This window comes from Granulicatella elegans, assembly GCF_020735385.1.
GTDB classification, from domain to species: Bacteria; Bacillota; Bacilli; order Lactobacillales; family Aerococcaceae; genus Granulicatella; species Granulicatella elegans_B.
The window spans coordinates 361997-381455 of record NZ_CP085953.1; the positions used below are offsets into that span (position 1 = coordinate 361997).

At 35.1% G+C, this 19459-nt stretch carries 19 protein-coding genes and 1 riboswitch; of the genes, 3 read left to right on the forward strand and 16 right to left on the reverse strand.

What is annotated here, in order from left to right:
- Positions 1–89: 89 nt before the first annotated feature.
- From gatB to LK443_RS01910, 8 genes are all read right to left on the reverse strand, one after another.
- Complete coding sequence (gatB, locus tag LK443_RS01875; protein ID WP_227931901.1) at positions 90–1520, reverse strand: Asp-tRNA(Asn)/Glu-tRNA(Gln) amidotransferase subunit GatB; 1431 nt, start codon at positions 1518–1520, stop codon at positions 90–92.
- Positions 1521–1533: 13 nt separating this feature from the next.
- A complete protein-coding gene (gene gatA, locus LK443_RS01880) occupies positions 1534–2991 on the reverse strand; it encodes an Asp-tRNA(Asn)/Glu-tRNA(Gln) amidotransferase subunit GatA (protein WP_227931902.1) in 1458 nt (485 codons plus the stop codon).
- 5 nt (positions 2992–2996) lie between these two features.
- Entirely contained in the window at positions 2997–3296 is a 300-nt protein-coding gene (gatC, locus tag LK443_RS01885; protein ID WP_227931903.1) for an Asp-tRNA(Asn)/Glu-tRNA(Gln) amidotransferase subunit GatC, read from the reverse strand.
- Positions 3297–3364: 68 nt separating this feature from the next.
- Complete coding sequence (locus tag LK443_RS01890) at positions 3365–4483, reverse strand: CamS family sex pheromone protein (RefSeq protein ID WP_227931904.1); 1119 nt, start codon at positions 4481–4483, stop codon at positions 3365–3367.
- Complete coding sequence (gene ligA, locus LK443_RS01895) at positions 4480–6492, reverse strand: NAD-dependent DNA ligase LigA (protein ID WP_227931905.1); 2013 nt, start codon at positions 6490–6492, stop codon at positions 4480–4482. The genes LK443_RS01890 and ligA overlap by 4 nt, the downstream gene beginning before the upstream one ends.
- Positions 6493–8802, reverse strand: coding sequence for a DNA helicase PcrA (pcrA, locus tag LK443_RS01900; protein WP_227931906.1), 2310 nt, complete (start codon positions 8800–8802; stop codon positions 6493–6495). It abuts the gene before it with no gap.
- A 29-nt stretch (positions 8803–8831) separates the two neighbouring features.
- Positions 8832–9944, reverse strand: coding sequence for an ATP-grasp domain-containing protein (locus LK443_RS01905; protein ID WP_227931907.1), 1113 nt, complete (start codon positions 9942–9944; stop codon positions 8832–8834).
- 7 nt (positions 9945–9951) lie between these two features.
- Positions 9952–10632 carry a glycoside hydrolase family 73 protein gene (locus tag LK443_RS01910; RefSeq protein WP_416217878.1) on the reverse strand — a complete coding sequence of 227 codons (681 nt, stop codon included), beginning with the start codon at positions 10630–10632 and terminating at the stop codon, positions 9952–9954.
- 159 nt (positions 10633–10791) lie between these two features.
- On the opposite strand from LK443_RS01910, the gene LK443_RS01915 reads away from it, so the two are divergent.
- The gene (locus tag LK443_RS01915) at positions 10792–11286 is read left to right on the forward strand and encodes an FUSC family protein (protein WP_227931908.1); all 495 of its coding nucleotides are present in this window, start codon (positions 10792–10794) and stop codon (positions 11284–11286) included.
- A 144-nt stretch (positions 11287–11430) separates the two neighbouring features.
- Here LK443_RS01915 and LK443_RS01920 read toward each other — a convergent pair whose 3' ends face one another.
- The 6 genes from LK443_RS01920 to LK443_RS01945 form a co-directional block, all read right to left on the reverse strand.
- Positions 11431–12654 carry a hypothetical protein gene (locus LK443_RS01920; RefSeq protein ID WP_227931909.1) on the reverse strand — a complete coding sequence of 408 codons (1224 nt, stop codon included), beginning with the start codon at positions 12652–12654 and terminating at the stop codon, positions 11431–11433.
- A gap of 13 nt (positions 12655–12667) precedes the next feature.
- Positions 12668–13462, reverse strand: a complete 795-nt coding sequence (locus LK443_RS01925) for a hypothetical protein (protein ID WP_227931910.1) — start codon at positions 13460–13462, stop codon at positions 12668–12670.
- Positions 13459–14148 (reverse strand): ATP-binding cassette domain-containing protein, encoded by a 690-nt coding sequence (locus LK443_RS01930; protein WP_227931911.1) that lies wholly within the window; start codon positions 14146–14148, stop codon positions 13459–13461. Before LK443_RS01930 ends, LK443_RS01925 begins: the two co-directional genes overlap by 4 nt.
- 1 nt (position 14149) lies before the next feature.
- A complete protein-coding gene (locus LK443_RS01935) occupies positions 14150–14521 on the reverse strand; it encodes a GntR family transcriptional regulator (protein ID WP_227931912.1) in 372 nt (123 codons plus the stop codon).
- A 234-nt stretch (positions 14522–14755) separates the two neighbouring features.
- Positions 14756–14935, reverse strand: a complete 180-nt coding sequence (locus LK443_RS01940; RefSeq protein ID WP_227931913.1) for a 2-hydroxymuconate tautomerase — start codon at positions 14933–14935, stop codon at positions 14756–14758.
- A 34-nt stretch (positions 14936–14969) separates the two neighbouring features.
- Positions 14970–15497 carry a folate family ECF transporter S component gene (locus LK443_RS01945; protein WP_227931914.1) on the reverse strand — a complete coding sequence of 176 codons (528 nt, stop codon included), beginning with the start codon at positions 15495–15497 and terminating at the stop codon, positions 14970–14972.
- Between the two features lie 64 nt (positions 15498–15561).
- Positions 15562–15661: riboswitch (THF riboswitch) on the reverse strand.
- A gap of 165 nt (positions 15662–15826) precedes the next feature.
- Between LK443_RS01945 and LK443_RS01950 the strand changes: the two genes are divergently transcribed.
- Positions 15827–16021, forward strand: coding sequence for a hypothetical protein (locus LK443_RS01950; RefSeq protein WP_227931915.1), 195 nt, complete (start codon positions 15827–15829; stop codon positions 16019–16021).
- A 206-nt stretch (positions 16022–16227) separates the two neighbouring features.
- A complete protein-coding gene (locus LK443_RS01955) occupies positions 16228–16794 on the forward strand; it encodes a GNAT family N-acetyltransferase (protein WP_227931916.1) in 567 nt (188 codons plus the stop codon).
- Positions 16795–16827: 33 nt separating this feature from the next.
- Here LK443_RS01955 and LK443_RS01960 read toward each other — a convergent pair whose 3' ends face one another.
- Complete coding sequence (locus LK443_RS01960; RefSeq protein ID WP_227931917.1) at positions 16828–18444, reverse strand: peptide ABC transporter substrate-binding protein; 1617 nt, start codon at positions 18442–18444, stop codon at positions 16828–16830.
- Positions 18445–18589: 145 nt separating this feature from the next.
- Positions 18590–19390, reverse strand: a complete 801-nt coding sequence (locus tag LK443_RS01965) for a formate/nitrite transporter family protein (RefSeq protein ID WP_227931918.1) — start codon at positions 19388–19390, stop codon at positions 18590–18592.
- Positions 19391–19459: the final 69 nt, after the last annotated feature.

Below are 19459 nucleotides of genomic sequence, written 5' to 3' on the forward strand. Positions count from 1 at the left end.
GGAAAATCCGTTTTCTATTCACTCCCAGCGGTTATTTAACTGAACGCATCATAGAAATTTTTTCTACTACGTTTCAGTTCTCTCAGTTATTAATATTTCGCTAATTCTTCTTGTAATAATTGGTTTACAATTCCAGGATTTGCTTTTCCTTTTGTTTGTTTCATAATTTGACCCACTAAGAAGCCAACTGCACGATCTTTACCATTTTTGAAGTCTTCAATCGATTGTGCGTTATTAGCTAACACATCTTGAATAATTGGTAATAATTGTGATGGATCACTTAATTGAATCATACCATGTTTTTCAACCACTTGACGAGCAGTTCCACCTTCTTCAGCTAATAATAAAAATACTTTCTTCGCTAATTTAGAACTGATTGTGCCGTCTCCAATTAATTGAATCATTTCTGCTAAACTTTGTGGTGTTAATAATAGATCTTGTAATTCTAATTTTTTACTATTTAAGTGAGCAGAAATATCTCCCATTAACCAGTTTGAAGCTAATTTCGGATCACTACCTGCTGCAACAGTTTCATCAAAGAAATCAGACATTTCTTTTGATAATGTTAAGACCATTGCATCATATTCTGGTAATCCAAATTCACGAATATAACGTTCACGACGAACGGTTGGCATTTCAGGAATCGATTGACGAACTTCTTCTACCCATTCATCTGAAATTTCTAAGTTTGGTAAGTCTGGTTCTGGGAAGTAACGATAGTCACTTGACCCTTCTTTCACACGCATTAAAATAGTTTGACCATTTGATTCATCAAAACGTCTTGTTTCTTGACCAATAACGCCACCGCTACGTAATACTTGAGCTTGACGAATTTCTTCAAATGCTAACCCTTTACGAACATTGTTAAATGAGTTTAAGTTTTTCAACTCTGTTTTTGTACCGAATTTTTCTTGGCCATAAGGACGTAGAGAAATATTCGCATCACAACGCATTGATCCTTCTTCCATTTTCACATCAGATACGCCTGTAAACATAATAATTTGACGTAATGCTTCTAAGTAAGCATATGCTTCTTCAGGAGAACGCATATCCGCTTCGGATACAATCTCAATTAATGGAGTTCCTTGACGGTTTAAGTCTACATAGGAGAATCCATCCGTTCCGTGAGTATTTTTACCAGCATCTTCTTCTAAGTGAACACGCTCGATACGGATACGTTTTGTTTTTCCTTCAACTTCAATATCAATCCATCCATCATGACCAATTGGGTAATCAAATTGAGAAATTTGATACGCTTTTGGATTATCAGGGTAGAAATAGTTTTTACGGTCAAATTTTGTATGTTGTGAAATTTCACAGTTTAAGGCTAATGCAGCACGCATTCCAAATTCAATCGCACGTTTATTAATAACTGGAAGCACCCCTGGATAACCCCAGTCAATCACTGTTGTATTTGTATTCGGCTCTGCTCCAAAATGAGCTGGTGAAGGAGAGAAGATTTTTGAATCTGTTTTTAACTCTACGTGAACTTCTAGCCCAATAATTGTTTCAAAATTCATCTTATTTTCCTCCTTATACGTTTGCTTGTTTTAAGTAATAGTCATTTGCTTGTTCAAATGCAAATGCCGCTTGATAAATCGTTTGTTCTTGGAAATAATTTCCGATTAATTGAATACCAATTGGTAACCCTTCGCTAGAGAATCCAGCAGGTACAGAAATTGCTGGAAGACCTGCTAAGTTTACAGGAACGGTTAATAAGTCTGCCATATACATTTCAATTGGATCGTCATTTCTTTCCCCAATTCCATATGCAGTTGAAGTCGTTACAGGTCCTAAAATTAAATCATAATTTGCAAATACATTGGCAAAATCTTGTTTAATTAATGTACGAACTTGTCCTGCTTTCTTGAAGTATGCATCATAGTAACCAGAACTTAATGAGAATGTTCCTAACATAATACGACGTTTTACTTCCATACCGAATCCTTCTGTACGGCTCATAATGTATAAATCTTCTAAAGTTTTTGCTTCAGCTGAACGGTGTCCATAACGAATACCGTCAAAACGTTGTAAGTTAGAAGATGCTTCTGAAGAAGCAATAATATAATATGCAGGAATACCGTATTTAGAATGAGGTAAGCTCACTTCTTCTACCGTAGCTCCTAACGCACGATATTGTTCTGCTGCTTTTAAAACTGCTTTACGAATTTCAGGATCAATTCCATCTCCTAAATATTCCACTGGTAAAGCAATTTTTAATCCTTTAATATTGCCATTAATTTGTTGGTAATAATTTGGAACAGGTACATTCACACTTGTAGAATCACGGTGATCATATCCACTAATTGCTTCTAATACTAATGCATTATCTTTAACCGTACGAGTTAATGGCCCAATTTGATCTAAACTTGATGCAAAGGCAATTAATCCATAACGAGATACACGACCATAAGTTGGTTTCATTCCGACAATCCCTGTAAAACTTGCAGGTTGACGAATCGAACCACCTGTATCAGAACCTAAAGTGGCTAATACTTCTCCAGCTGATACAGCTGCTGCAGAACCACCTGAAGATCCTCCAGGAACTTTTGTTAAATCCCAAGGATTTCTAGTTTTCTTGAAATAAGAATTTTCTGTCGAACCTCCCATGGCAAATTCATCCATGTTTAATTTACCGACATTCACAGCACCTGTTTTTTTCAACAAGTCCATTACATGCGCATCATAAATTGGATTAAAATCTTCCAACATACGACTTGCAGCAGTTGTGATTAAATCACGAGTGACAATATTATCTTTAATTCCGATTGGTAAGCCTTGAAGAGAAAGAGTTGAATCATAACCTTTTTCATCCGCAGCTTTCGCTTGAGCCATTGCTTCTTCTTCATTTAGAGCTAAGAAAGCTCCAACTTTATCATCTACTGCTTGAATTTTTTCAAATGTTGCACTTGTTAATTCTTGAGAAGTAAATTTCTTTTGAACTAAACCTTCATGCAAGCTTACTAATGTTTGATTTTCTAATAAACTCATACTTTTTACTCCTCTCCTTCACCCATAATTGCAGGTACTTGGATAAATCCATCCTCGCTTGTTTTTACATTTCTCATTAATAAATCACGATCTGTTCCTTTTACTGGCACATCTTCACGTAAAACATTCACTAATGAATATCCATGAGTTGTAACTTCTACTCCTGTTGTATCCACTTCTTTTAATTGTTCTACCATATCGATAATATCACTCATTTGCTCTGTGAAATGTAAAATCTCATGATCTGCAAATGATAATTTCGCCAATTTTGCAACGTGACGTACTTCTGATTCTTCAATTGCCATGACTGTTCCTCACTCTCTACTTTTCTTTCTTTTCTATTGTAAAAGGCACGTACCTTTTATGTCAATCTTTAATCAAAAACATGATACGTAAATACACCTTGAGCCGTATCTTGCAATAAGAATGCTTCCATTCCATTAATAGAAGAAATACGAACTTCTACTGGTGTTGTTTTTGGTAAATATTTATTCGCAACATCCGTTACATGTTGAGATAATGCAATAATTTCTGACTCTCCGTAAAATTGAGTCATAATATTCACCACCATTTTTTTAGCAGCACCTTCTTGATAATATACCTTACCCGTTACTCCTGATAAATTCGGGAAGAAATTTTGAACTTCCGTTCTAAAGTTTTCAAAAGCAGATGATTCTTCTGTTGGATTCCCATCCACTAATGGTAGTACCACCACTTTTTGATTCATATTTGTCCAATTCGTAATTTCAGTTCCTTCAACAGAAGTTGCTTCTAAAATATAAACTCCCCCACCAATGTCGTCTTTTGGAGTTTGTTTAAAAATTCCAAACACAATCGGCACTGTCTTTAGAGCATCATTTTGACGTAAACGAGTCAACACGGTATTTGCAATCGATTTTGCTTGCTTCAACATGGCATCATTAGAAATTTGTTGTTCAGCATCTTTATCTCCAGCCGTATAATAATCGACTGTATTCATCGCAAGGCCAATACTAATACCACCTAATTCATAATTGTTTTCCGTTTGAATCATAAAATCTTGTTCTAAAACTTGAGCCAAATAATAAGGATTTCTTTTCGTTGCATCTGTCTCGCCATTATCTTCCGGGTTTAATCCGTCAGGATTTTTTTCTGATTTACGAGCGATCCACTGATTCGTTGTCGTTGAATCAATCACTTGTCCTTCTCTAAAGAAGTATTGATTCGTTGGAAAAACTGCACGTGACAATTCAATTAACCCTGATTCAAAATTTCTTAAATTGAATCCATTATTTAAACTTAATGTTGCTCCACGAGTCTTGCTCACTTGATATTTTCCATTTGTAATTAATGCACGATAATATTGGTTCGACAATTGATTCGTCGTTGATTTCACCACTTTTGAACGAGAAGCTTCGGTTTCAATATTTTTTTGAGTGGCTTGATTAATATTTGCACACCCTGCTAATAACATCGCTGTTACACTAGCAAGAGTGATGATTTTCTTTTTCATAGGTCTTCCTTTCCTTCAATGATTGTTCTAAATTGTTCTTCATCCCATACTAAAATCCCTAGAAATTCTGCTTTTGTGAGCTTACTTCCTGCTTGCGCTCCAGCAATGACTAAGTCCGTTTTTTTAGAAACAGATCCTGTCACTTTACCTCCTAAAGATTCAATCGCTTCTTTTGCTTCTTGTCTTGTCATCTGCTCTAATGTTCCTGTTAACACAACTGTTTTTCCAGATAATAGTAAATCTTCTGCTGAAACTGACTTAGCTTTTCCTAAATAACGCATATTAACGTCCGCTGTTTTTAGTTCTTCTAACATTTCCCGAACGGTTTCTTGGTTAAAATATGCCAAAACACTCTGCGCAATAACTTCTCCTAATCCTTCAATGGCAATCAATTCTTCCGCAGTCGCTTTTTGAAGATTTTCCATTGTTTCAAAATGCATTGCTAAATCTTTTGCCGCTTTTGATCCAACATTTCGAATGCCCAATCCCGTTAATAAACGCTCTAATGAATTTTGTTTACTTGTTTCAATTGCCTGTAAGATTTTTTGTGCAGATTTTTCTTGAATTTTATCGAGTGTTAGTAATTGCTCCATTGTTAAGTGGTATAGATCTGCTACATCGTGAACCAATCCACTTTCAAATAATTGATGAATGATTCTTGTGCCTACTCCTGACATATTCATCGCATCCCGAGACACAAAATGAGTTAAGCCTTCTTTTAAAAGAGCCGGACATTTTGGATTCATACATCTTAACGCAACCTCTTCTTCTAAATGCACGAGTGGATTCAAACAAGACGGACATTCTTTAGGAAATTCATACGGTTCTAATCCTTCCGGACGTTTGTCTAAAATCACTTGCGTCACTTCAGGAATAATATCGCCCGCTTTATGAACGACAACCGTATCTCCAATTCGAATATCTCTTTCTCGTATTAAATCTACATTATGTAGGCTGGCACGTTTCACAGTAGTTCCTGCAAGAAATACCGCATCCATCACAGCTGTCGGTGTCACCACTCCTGTACGTCCCACTGTCCATTCAATATCTCGCACAATCGTTTGTGCTTCTTCAGCAGGAAATTTATAAGCAATCGCCCATTTTGGAGCTTTTACGGTGAACCCTATTTCTTCTTGCGCTTTAAAGTCATTAACCTTAATTACAATTCCATCAATTTCATACGGCAAGTTCTTTCTTTCCACTGTCATTTTTTCAATAAATGCCCACACTTCATCAATCGAATGGCAAAGTGCTCTTTCTGGATTCGTGACAAATCCTAATGCTTGCATCTTTTCTAGCAATTCCATTTGAGAAGTCACTTCTAAAACCTCAACACTAGGACTTTGATATAGAAATACCGCTAAATTTCGACTAGCTGCTACTTTAGAATCTAATTGTCTTAAACTTCCTGCAGCTGCATTTCTAGGATTAGCAAACACTTCTAAACCTTCTTCTTCCCTTGATTGATTTAATTGTTGGAAAGATTTCTTTGGCATATAACATTCCCCACGAACTTCAATCGACCATGGTTGACTTAAGGAAAGAGGAACGGACTTAACCGTTCTAATATTATGCGTAATATCTTCGCCTATTACACCATCTCCTCTTGTAGCACCTAGCACTAATTGTCCTTTTTGATACGTTAACGCTACAGATAAACCATCAATTTTCAATTCGCAAACATAATCAATGGTACGATTCGTTAATTTTTTAATCCGATCATCAAACGCTTGTAAATCTTCTTTCGAAAAAGCATTTGATAAACTCAACATCGGATTTTGATGGGTAACTTTTTCAAAACTGTCTAACACAACACCACCAACACGTTGAGTTGGTGAATCTGGAGTAATCGATTCAGGATATTTCGATTCTAATCGTACTAATTCATGATACGCTTCATCATACTCATGATCCGTAACGGTTGGTCGATCTTGAACATAATATTCATGACTCCAACGATTTAATTGTTTTCTTAATTGTTGGATTTTTTGTTCTACTGAAGTATCCATTTACGACTCCTCTATTCTTTCAATTGGGGCAAAACTTGCTAATAATCGTTTAATACCCATTCCTGCAAAAGCTACATCAATTTCTTGATTCGTGCCTTCACCAGTTACTTTTACGACTGTTCCAACATTCCATTTTTTATGCATCACCTTGTCGCCCACTTTCCATACAGCTCCATCATTGGCAGCAACTGTTTGTTTTTGTACTTGTCGAATGACTGATGGCTGAATGCTAGAAGGCTGAACTGCTTTTGATTGATACGCAGTTACCTGAGATTTTGAACGATATTTGTCAAATAACGAACCAGATGAGGAAGTTTTTGAAACAAATGAAGCAGATTCCCTACTTGTGCTGCCATACGATTTCTGTTGATTGGAATCAAATAATTCTTCTCCAATTTCTAAAATAAATCTTGATGGACGGTTCGTCTGTGTACGTCCATATAATAATCTAGAATACGCATTTGTTAAAAATAATTTTTGTTCTGCACGAGTAATGCCTACATAAGCTAGACGACGTTCTTCTTCCACATCGTCATGTTCCATTATACTTCTAAAACTTGGGAAAATTCCTTCTTCTAATCCAATCATAAATACAACCGGAAACTCTAGCCCTTTAGCTGCATGAAGCGTCATCAATGTCACCACACGACCATCCCCTTCATCGCTATCCGCATCAGAAACTAACGATAAATCTGTTAAAAATTGTAATAATGGAGAATCTTCTGACTCTTCTTCTAAACGTTCTTGTTCGAATTGTTTTGCCACCGAGATAAACTCTTGAATATTTTCAATTCTCGCATCAGCTTCCATTGTATGTTGTTTCTCTAAAGAAGCAAGATAGCCTGTTTTCTCAATCACTTGTTCTACAAATTCACTAATAGATAGAAATTCTTGCATTTTTCTTAATTCTTCAATCGTTGTGGCAAATTTTTCTAAAGCTTTCGCCGCTTTCCCAGATAAAGGAGATACAGAGATTTGCTCACTTGCTTCTAACAATGAAAGTTGATATACCTCAGCAAAATCCGACAACTTCGCTAAAGAAGTAGCCCCAATTCCTCGTTTTGGACTATTGACAATTCTTCTAAAGCTTAAATCATCTTGAGGATTTACAATTAAACGTAAATACGCTAACAAATCCTTGATTTCTAATCTGTCATAGAATCGTTGTCCACCTACTAATCGGAATGGGATATTTGATTTTAATAAATTTTCTTCCATGACACGAGATTGCGCATTTGTTCGATATAAAATCGCAAAATCATCATAATGATAGCCATCTCTGAGCAGACTTTGAATTTGAGACAGCACATAATACCCTTCATCTTGCTCCGATTGAGCACGGTAATACGTAATGAGTTCTCCTTCTTCATTTTCAGTCCACAATTTCTTCACTTTACGGTTAACATTATTCTCAATGACATGATTGGCTGCTTGTAAAATCGTTTTTGTAGAACGATAATTTTGTTCTAATAAAACAACTTTCGCCTGTTGATAATCTTTTTCAAATTCTAAAATATTGCTCATGTCAGCACCACGCCAACCATAAATACTTTGGTCTGCATCCCCAACAACACAAATATTTTTGAATTTCTTCGCTAACATCGTTACTAATCGATATTGGGCATGGTTCGTATCTTGATACTCATCCACATGAATATATTGGAATTTTTGTTGATAATACTGTAATGTTTTAGGATGTTTTTGGAATAGTTGTACCGTCAACATAATTAAATCATCAAAGTCCAATGTCATACTTTTGGCTAATTCTTTTTGATATTCACGGTAACATTTTCCAATAATTTGTTCCACATATCCCGTATATTTCTTATTAAATTCTTCCACATCTTCTAAATCATTTTTAGCTTGGCTAATACGATTTAAAATCATGCGATAATCATATTTCTCATTATCAATATCTAATTTTTTCAAAATTCGCTTCATTGCCGTTTGTTGTTCACTCGGGTCACAAATCGTAAACGAACGTTGAAAGCCTAATAATTCGATATCTCTTCTTAAAATACGCACACACATAGAGTGGAAAGTAGAAACCCACATCTCTTCAGCTTGCGAGCCAACTAATTGACTCACTCGCTCTTTCATTTCACGTGCTGCTTTATTGGTAAAGGTAATTGCTAAAATATTCCAAGGATGAACCTCTTCTTCTGCTAAAATATACGCCATACGATGCGTTAATACTCTCGTTTTTCCACTTCCAGCCCCTGCCATAATCAACAATGGACCTTGAGTATGCTGAACAGCCTCTTTTTGACGTTCATTCATACCTTCTAGTAATTTCGCTGAAATACTCACAAAGTCATCCTTTCTTCTCTTATAAAATCTTAATCATGTAATCCACTTAATTCTAATTCATTGACTAAATCCACACTAGAAGCTCCTGTTAATCGAATCACTCCAACTGCCTCTTCTTGATTCCCACCTTCAACTTGGAAATATTCAAATTCCCAATGTGGTTTTAAAATTGTTAAAACATGTGCTTTTTCTAGCATTTCTCGATAAATCGGAACAATTAACCCTTCTTCAATGAGACCACTTTCCAGCACACCTAATCCTGTCGCTAATCGTAAAATGATTTCACTAAACGATTGAGGAATTTGTTTAGCACTAAATTGATGTTGCAAGAATGGTAACTGATCCACTTTTTTAACATAGAAAATACCATTTTTCGCCATCACAACTTGAATCGATACTAAAGTTGAGCCCGAAATGGAACGCATCATTTTAGAAGCAATCGTTCTTAATTCTCCAGCCCATTCAGGATTCATGCGCTTTGAGGCAATCGAATATTTTAATTTTCCATCTACATACACATCTTCTGTAATTGGTAAAATCGTAATGTGATCTTCATAGTCGCGCAAAATTGTCAAACTGAACTGACGTTGCGCAGGAACAAATGCTGTCACCATACAAGATTGCCCCTCAACTAACTGAAATACTTGATCATCCATGTCATGGTCATACAACATCATGCTCGTATTATTTTTACGGAAACGATTCGTCTCCAATATAGCTGGAAAACCAATGCTCGATAATAAGCTTGGAAGTTCTCCGATACTCGTAATCATGCCATAAGGCGCCACATTAATCGCATGTTCTTCTAAAAACAACTTTTCCACCATACGATTTTGAGAAATCTCTGCTAATTCAAAAGATTGATAATAACGACTTTTACCACTGAGAGCTACAATGGTATCAATTTCAATTTCATTGGTTAAAATATAAATCGTATCCACTTGCATGGCAAAATTGAATAATGCTCTTCGGTCAGAATAACGACCAATCTCTTCCTTATCTGTTAATAAAACACTAGGCTCATCTTTTTCTCGAAAATGATAAATGCGATATCCTAATCGTTTCGCCATTAAAATCACCGATGAAATTTGAGAATCTCCACCAATAATTCCAATAATACTTCCTGGTAATAATTGACTCATACGTGCTCTACTCCTTTACAGATTTTTCTTGAAGTTGATCATATTGTGCTAAATGATGCGTTTCAATCACATGAATAATTTTTTGTGCATAAGTTGGATCTGTGGCATATCCTGCTTTTTGAAGGGCGTGTGCTGCTTCTTTATAATTTTTTGCTTTCAAAACAGGCTCGTATAATTTTGGATTCCAATCTACTCCATACGTTAATAACTTTGCATGGGCTTCTACTGATTCCGCCCAACTATTATAAACTCGAAAAGGTGCCATAATCGTAATCCACTTTCCATCGACATATTCACTCGTTTCTAATTGAACACTCGGTTCAGCTATCCCTGCTTTGACCCCATATAAATTATAATAGTCCTTTGAAAGTCCGCTTTCTCCCCAATCAGATTCTAATATAGCCTGAGCTAAACTAATACTCGGTAAAACTTTATATAATTGATATGCTTTTTGAGAAGATGGAACAAGACTTTGAATAAATTGTTGATGAGCAATTGCTGTAGGATTTTGCCTTGTTTCTTGAAATTGTAAAGTTCCCATAATAATGACACTACAAATGGCAATCAACACTAAAACCACTCCTAGCGTTAATCTTTTAAAGCCTAATTTCATATGCGATTTCCATTTGATTGTTTTTCGTCTTCCCACAGCAACACCACTTTCTATACATACCTCTAATTTTATCATAAACCTTAATTTTACGCTTGAATTTTCCATGTTTTTTTATGAAATTTAATTTCTTTTGCAAGTAACAATGTCATTGTTCCATCTCAAAACTCTCCTTCGTTGTCGTTTCATACATTTTATGATATGATATTCAAGAATTTTAAACAACGAGGTGAAATTGTGCCTAATCAACAACATTCTTTTCACATTGGACTCAGAACTTTTAAGACAGCAGTATCTGTTTTTCTCTGTATTTTACTTTTTAAAGTACTACATCGTGGTTCTCCTATGTTAGCCGTACTATCAACTGTTTTTAGTTTAAGAAAAGATCATAAACAAACTTGGAAGTTTGGAATTGCTCGTTTCTTTGGAAACATGTCCGGTGGGATACTTGCAATCGTACTTCTACAATTATACAAACACTTTTCACTTCCAGATTATTTCGACTTAATACTAGTTCCTATTGGAATCATACTGTTAATTTTGTTTTGCAATCGATTCAATAAAACAGCTGTCATTAATTCGTCAGCGACTTTCTTAGTCATCTTTTATACGATTGAAGCAGCTGTTAATGTGGAATATGCAATTCAACGAGTATTAGATACTTTAATCGGGGCAGTCATCGCCATGATTGTCAACCGACTATTACCAAGCCCACATTTACAAGAAAAATAGAGCATCCCAAACGGAATGCTCTTTTTGTTCGTTAGATTTTCTTAATTATTTAGGCTCACCAACAGGATTTGTCGAACAACCTGAATAAATAGTCGGACGGAGTCACACCGTCAACTTCTTGGACAACCGCCTATTTATTACGCTTTAGTACATCACATATTCACGTTTTCTTTGGAAATATAATTTCGCATCTGCCTTTGGTGTAATTTTTGCTGAGAAAACTTCTTCTTTTTTATTCAAATCAAACACACGAAGTGCATTTTGACCTTGTTCGAGTCCAACATAGACTAATGTATCTTTGTTTAGCACTTCTTCTGAAGAATATGGATCACGTTGAATTGTTCCAATTTTTTCTAATGATAAATCTGAAGTAACTTGATAAACCGTTTCATTATTAGCTTGACGCTCACTATTTTCAATATATCCTGGTCGTTCAGCAGGATCCGGTCTTCCATATTTTCTTCCGGCAAATTTTGGCAAATTCGTTTCTACTGCATAAATTTTAGAACCTGAAATATAGAAGTTTGCTGGACTTCTCAGTGAACTAATATCTAACTTACGGAATGTATTGGTAAATACATCATATTGATAATACTCTTCTTTATCATCTGGTTTTTCAGAAGGTTTTTCCTCTTGTTGTAAAGGAAGTACATTTAACACAATTGTTTCCGGATTATAAGAACGATTTCTAAATGTTGCATTGAGAATCGAACCCTCTTTTTCAAGTGTTAATTCTCCCAGTTCTTTCACAGTACCTTCTTCAAAAGATAGAATAAACTTCAAGAATTTTCTTGCATGAGTGTTTTTTTCTAAGAAAGGAACAATGACTCCTAACTCTTTCCCCTTACGTTGGAAAATTGGTTCTTCTCCCCATCCAATTAATCCCTCAAAACGAATCGGAATTTGTTTTTCAATGATTCGTTTGTTTTCATTAGAGTACATCGCATAATTAAATGTAAAGTCTGCAGTATGACTAAAATATGAATCCCAACGAACATCATAAAATAGTGAATAATTGTCTAATTGTAATACATGTCTATGACTGACTAATAATGAACGTTCCAAAAGAGGGATTCGACCAAATATTGCTCGTTCTCTCTCTGGTCTATTCCAACCACCTACTGTTTGAAATATTTTTTCCACTTTTCCATCAACAATGGCTGATGTCGAAACATTATTACTTAATTTTCCTGCACCTTCTTTTCCTACTTCAAAAACTGTCCCTTTTAAGTATTGATTCGCTTCTGCTGAAGATTCTACGGTATAAGGAACATCTGACATTGACGTCCAAACCATATTCCCAATTCCTAATAATAGAAATCCAACAACAATAACCAATAATCCCCATGCAAATTTAATTGATTTCATATACTCACCCCCATTAAACACTGACTTTACGTTCTAATAAATAATAATCGACTAACCAATGAATGCCTATAAATCCAACTGCATACAACATTGTCACAAAATATTGTTCCGTTTGAGTAAGCGATAAGTTTATCATTAACTGAATATAACTTGCTAAAATCCCACAACAAATCACAAAGTATCCAACTAAAGATGCCCCCATTAATACCCAACCATACGCTTTCAATCCTTCTTCTAAAATCGCTAATTGGAAGAAGAAAACAATGACAACCATTAAAAATGCCATCAACCACGCATAGGTAGTTCCATTTAACGGTAATAAATATTGTAACAGTGAACCCGAATTTAAGAAGTCCGTATAATGAATATGGTCTGCTAAAACTGGAAACCTCCAAAGCAATAGCATCATATTCACCCCAAGAATGATCAATTGAACGATTTGAAGAACTAAAATGTAGGACAAAATCGTTAAGAATTTTGCAACATACACTTGCATTCGATTTCCTGGTAGTAAGAATAATCGATTAATAAAATTCCCCTTACTACGAAATTCTTTTACCCAAATATAAACAGAAGCAATAATAATAATGATAAAGGCTGCCATCAGCGCTAAATCCATTCCAAATCTTGATCGCACTAAATCCCTCACACTTCTTACATCATCAGCATTAAGCTCTTTAGGTTCTATTCTTAAAATGCGCATAAAATGAACTCCAACTTGAATGACAAAAAACACAATTGTTAGAAATCCTAACATAAATTTACTTTTTCCCAATTCATACAACCATAAATTAAAAATCTTTTTCATGATTGATACACCTCCCTCATCACATCTACAATGGATTTACCTTCTTCTTCACGCATTTGTTCTACGTAAAATTCTTTAATCACTTTTCCTTCATCTAATAAAATGGCTTTATCCACAATATATTCAATATCTTCAATTTCATGAGACGTTAAAATAACACCAATTCCTTCTAATAAACCTGAAGCAAATAATTGTACAATGTGTTCTCTTGAAAAAATATCGATTCCAGAAAATGGTTCATCCATTAATACGAAATCAACATCTAGAGATAAGCCTAATAACAAGTTAACTTTTGCAACATTTCCTTTCGATAATTGCTGAATAACCTCATTCCCTTTGAATTTGAAGAACTGCAATAATTTTTTAGCTTTCTCATCATTCCAATTCGGATAAAAAGTTCTCATAAAAGCCATTGCTTCAAAAATCGTTTCACCTTTATTGACGACAATTTGATCACAAATGTACGCTAACTTCTTCGAACGATCTCCAATAATCACTTGTCCATCAATGCTCACTTCCCCTTTTTTGATTGGAATTAACCCCATCATCATATTCATAATTGTTGTTTTCCCAATCCCATTCACTCCGATTAATACGGTAATTTCTCCACGTTCTGCTGTAAAAGAAATTCCATTTAACACTGTTTTTTTGCCAAATCTCTTATGTAAATGTTTCACCTCTAACATGCTACTCTCCCTCTCTTCTCTTCATCGCCTGTTCCAACTGTTTCATGACTTCCTCATTCGAAACATGTAATGGATAAATCGAATCTGCAAATATTTGTATTGCTTCTTGTAACATTTCTTGCTTTAATTGCCCAATTAATTCGGGATTATCTGTCACTCGACTCATGACATTATTTCCTGTCGAAATCAACCCTATCTCCTCCATTTCTCGAAATGCCCTTTGAACAGTGTTCGGATTCACTTGAAGTTGACTAGCAAATTCTCTTCGACTTGGCAATTCTCTTCCTAATTCCCATTCACCCGATACAATTTGCTTTTTAACATACGCAATAATCTGTTCATATACCGGCAATCGTTTATCAAATTGAATCATAACATTCCATCCCCTCCTCGTACTATTGTATTAATGCATTAATACACTTTGTTCTTCGACTGTATTATACGATTAATACACTCGTTTCGTCAATCGTTTTTTGAAAACATTTTTATGAAATCTTATAAATTCTTTTGATGGTCAGTTTTTACGATAGATTCGTCGAACGAATAGCGATTTTGGCAATAAAAAAACTTTAGACAGGAATTCCCCATCTAAAGTTTCTACTAGACATTAGCCACGTAATTGACCATTTTGCCCTAAGTTTTCATGTTTGATTTCTTGAATAATAATGTGAATATGTTCTGTAGGAGCTCCCGTGTTTTTAGAAACAACTTCTGTTACTTCTTTGACAAGTGCTTCTTTTTGTTCACGTGTACGTCCTTCTAACATTTCAATATGAATAAATGGCATGGCTATCCCTCCTTATTGTAAGAATAGTATACGCCTATACTCGATATTTCTCAATGATCTGTTGCATGGTTTTATTACGAAACAGCACATATAAAATCACTGTATTCAACGGTAAACTGATAATATTTTTCAAAATTCGAAGTCCCATAAAGGCTGAAAAAGCTTTTTGCGTCATCATATAAATCCAAATCGAATTCAATCCTAAATTAATCACAACTGTAATGATTAATACTGTCACAAAAATACGTGGAAGTGTTAATTCTTTACGATACAAGCAATAGCCATAAATTAATCCACCTAAGACAGCTGTTAAAGTAAATCCAGGGAAAAAGGTACTTGCTTCCCCTCTTAGAAAATTCCCTAAAATATCTACAAAAAAACCTACAACAGCTGCTCGATAAGGTCCTAAAATCACTCCAGCCAATGCCGCTCCGATAAATCCGAATCCAATTTGTACGAAATTCCCCATTTTAATCGATGGAATCATTTCAATTATTAAACGCATCGCAATCATTAATGCGGTTACCGTTAATGTTCTTGTTAATTGTGTTTGTTTGTTCATATTAGCATCTCCTTTTAAAATTCATTAAAGAGCTGCTCCATTTAATAAATGGTCTGTCATTAAATGCAGCGAATGCGAATACACTACCGCAAAGAATTTTCTTTTTCGTCCAATCGGCAACATCCCATCCGTTTGGCACTTAACGCAATGTATTCTACTCTGATTTGTATTGGTTCATCTCCTCGATTGATGAAACCTTTTCCATGCACTCCTTTCTACCAGAAAATAGCATACCTGTTTTTTAAGGTATCGTCAATGAAACTGTCATTCTTCCGTTTCTTTCTAACTTTTCCCAAAGGGAATTGATAAAAAATGTGCTTTTAAGTATAATGAAAGTAACAGATAAAGATATGAAAAGTATGAGTAATGAACGTTATTTAGTAATTGAATCGAATATGCGCAGTTTATCCGTCCATTTAGAATCCATTACAAAATCAAAATATGATAGCGACTGGCACAGCTCAATCCATTCTCATCCATTTATGAAATTATTTTATGTATTAGATGGAAACTTCGATTTTTAATTAAAAATCGAAGTTTCCCTGTAAAAGCACAAGATTTTGTCATTATAAATCTTCAAGTCGATCATACAGAAGTTTCTTCTCCTGAAGAACCTCTCGAATATATCGTATTAGGAATTACAGGTCTTGATTTTTCAAAACAATTTAAACAAAAAATTGGTATGACACCACTCGCATACCATAAATCTCAATTGGAATAAGGTGAAATAATGATTAGACAACCAAAACCAGAAGAAAGAAAGCAAATGATTCCGCTCATCCAAACGATTATGGAAGATATGGAATTACCTATTTTGAAAGAAGTTTCGCCTAGCACTCTTCATGCAATGCTAGAAAAAGCCATACTACAAGAAGACTTCCGTTATAGTCTAACGAATACACTTGTTTATATGGAAGACGGAAACGTTGCAGGAGCAATTTTTGGATACCATGGACATCTAGAACCACGAATTGATGACCCATTTTATCAATTATATGAAGTCTACAATATTCCTTCTTCCATTCGTCTCTATGAAGATTCTGAAACACAGGCAGGAGAATGGTATATCGATATTCTCTCGGTGCATGAAAATCACCGAAGAAAAGGAATTGGTATGAAATTACTACAAGCTGTTGAGGACTTAGCCAAAAAACAAGGGGCTAGTGTCATTGCTTTGAATTGTGATGAAATTAATAACAAGGCATATCAGCTCTATCAAAAACTAGGCTATACTGCGACTAGTACAAAAATCTTAAGCGGACATTCTTATTATCATATGACAAAAAAACTTGAGTGACTCACATCACTCAAGTTTTTGTTTTACAGGATTTTATTGCGCACTTGCTTGGCGTAAGTTTACCGTACGTCCAAACGGTAATACTTCAAGTCCTTTTACATTTTCAGCTAATAAATAACTTTGAGAAGCTTGGTAAATTGGTGCTACGACTGCATCATTCATAATGATTTTTTCTGCAGCTAGCATTTGATTCCAACGATTTTCTGGTTGAGTTGCATAAGTAGATTTTACTGCATCTACTGCTTTATCATATTCAGCATTTGAATATTTCGCAAAGTTAATACCGCCACCTGTAATATATTGCTCTAAGAAGTTCAACGGATCTTGATAATCTGGAGCCCAAGTTCCGTAGAAAATGTCAAAGTCGCTTGCACGTTGTAATTCTAAACGGTTTTTCAATGGAACAGGTTGTAATTTAAAGGTTACACCTGGTAAGTTCTTTTGAATTTGCGCTTGTAAATATTCCCCTACAAGTTTTGAAGTCCCTGTATCAGAAGTTAATAAAGTAACCGTTACTTCGCTAACACCTAAATCTTTTTTCGCTAATTCCCATTCTTTTTGAGCTTCTTGTACATCAAACTTCAAGAAATCGCCTGATTCATCTACAAAATCTTTTCCAGTTGCTTCATTTGTTGCAAAACTTTTTGGAATTAATCCTGTTGAAGGGATTGAGCCATCTTTTAAGACATTATTTGTCAACGCTTGTTTGTCATAAGCCATCGCAATGGCACGACGGAAATGTTGGTTAGCAGTTGTTGGTTTCAATGTATTAAAACTCATATATCCCATTGTTGCTTTTGGTTGCGCATGGAATGTTGGTTGAGATTTATATTGATCGACAAATTGGTCACTAATCGTTGTATATTGAACTTGTTTTGAATCAAACAATTGAACAGAAGTTGCTACTTCTTTTGATACATTCACCGTTACTTCGTTTAAAGCAACATTACTAGCATCCCAGTAGTCCGAGTTTTTCACTAATTTCCAAGTTAATTCTGAACCTGTCCATCCTTCTAATTTGAACGGTCCATTTACCACTACATTTGAAACATTTGAGCCATATTGGTCGCCTAATTTTTGAGCGACTGCTTCAGATTGTGGTAAGAAACGTGATCCCGTTAATAATTTTGGTAAATATGGAGCTGGATTTTCAAGCGTAATTTCTAATGTTTTATCATCAAGAGCCTTAACTCCTAATTCTTCCACTGGCAATTCCCCACTACGAATTTTTTTCGCATTTTTGAACACGTCTGCTGATTGTGCTACATGTCCTTCTTGAGGATTGACTAATTTACGATACGTAAAGACAAAATCTTGTGCTTTTACAGCAGAACCATCTGACCATTTTGCATCACGTAATGTGAATGTGTAGACTAAACCGTCTTCACTCACTTTTGGCTCTTGAGCAGCCATTCCTAATTCCACTTTATTATTCGCAGCTACACGATATAATCCTTCAAAAATTTGTCCCATCATATCTGAACTTGGAACATCATCATAATCTGCACTATCTAATGTTGTTAATTCGCCAAAGGTCGTCATTGTTAAGCGATTTGCAGCATTCGTAGAACTTGATGAATTGCTGCCACACGCAGCCAAACCTACCGCCACTAATAAACTGGTCGCTAACATTTTGGTTGTTTTTTTCATAACAATTCTCCTTTTCGTTTCATTCATCGTTTTCACGATAGAGTTATAGTAACAGATTTTATCCGATTCCCCAATTATTCTGCTCACGGGTTTGAATATTTTCTAAAAATAAAAAGGCTGCCCTTAAAGACAACCTTTAGTTTCATTATTCATGATAAACGCTTTTTGTTTTATTTAAGAATGCATAAGCTAATCCTACGATTACACCACCACCGATAGTATTACCGATGAACGCAACTACCCAGTGACGAATTAAGTTGAACCAGTTCATAAATTCTAGAGATGAAGAAACTGCTGAGAATTTAACAATTGAGAATGAAGCAAAGTTTGCTACAACGTGTTCTTCTCCTAAGAATACAAACATGAAAATTGCTGAAATAATAATCCACATTTTAGCAGCTTCATCTTTAATTAATAAGAATGCTAAGATTGCAACGTTAACAAAGATATTCGCTAAAACAGCTTCTAGAAGAACTTGTCCATTTCCACGAGTTGCTTTCCCTTGAACTAAATGAACGATGAAGTGGTGTACATCCATTGCATTAAAAGCTGAACTATGCGCAAATGCTGCCCCAATAATCATCGCTCCAATCAAGTTGAAGATTCCACAATATAATAAAATCGTTACGGCTTTTGATAGGCGAATATTTTTTTGGTACACTCCTGCTGTTAAATACATCATATTTGATGTTGCTAATTCAGAATTTAAGAATAGGATATAAACTAATCCCCAAGTAAAAATAAATGCAAAGAAAAATTTACTTAACGCTGGATTTAATCCTGCAATCACTTGTGCTGCTGCCGCTCCTGCTGCTGTACTCATGGTTAGGAATGCTCCTGCAAACATTGAACGGAATGCATAACGTGCTTTACTTTCGTCAAACAACGCCTCTTTCTTTTGACAAGCTTTCGCTACTTTTTCTGAAAACTCATAACCTTGTGCCATATAGGTCATTTCCTCCTTTTAATGATTCTTACTTTTCGAAATGATACTTTGTCAGTATACCATTATTTT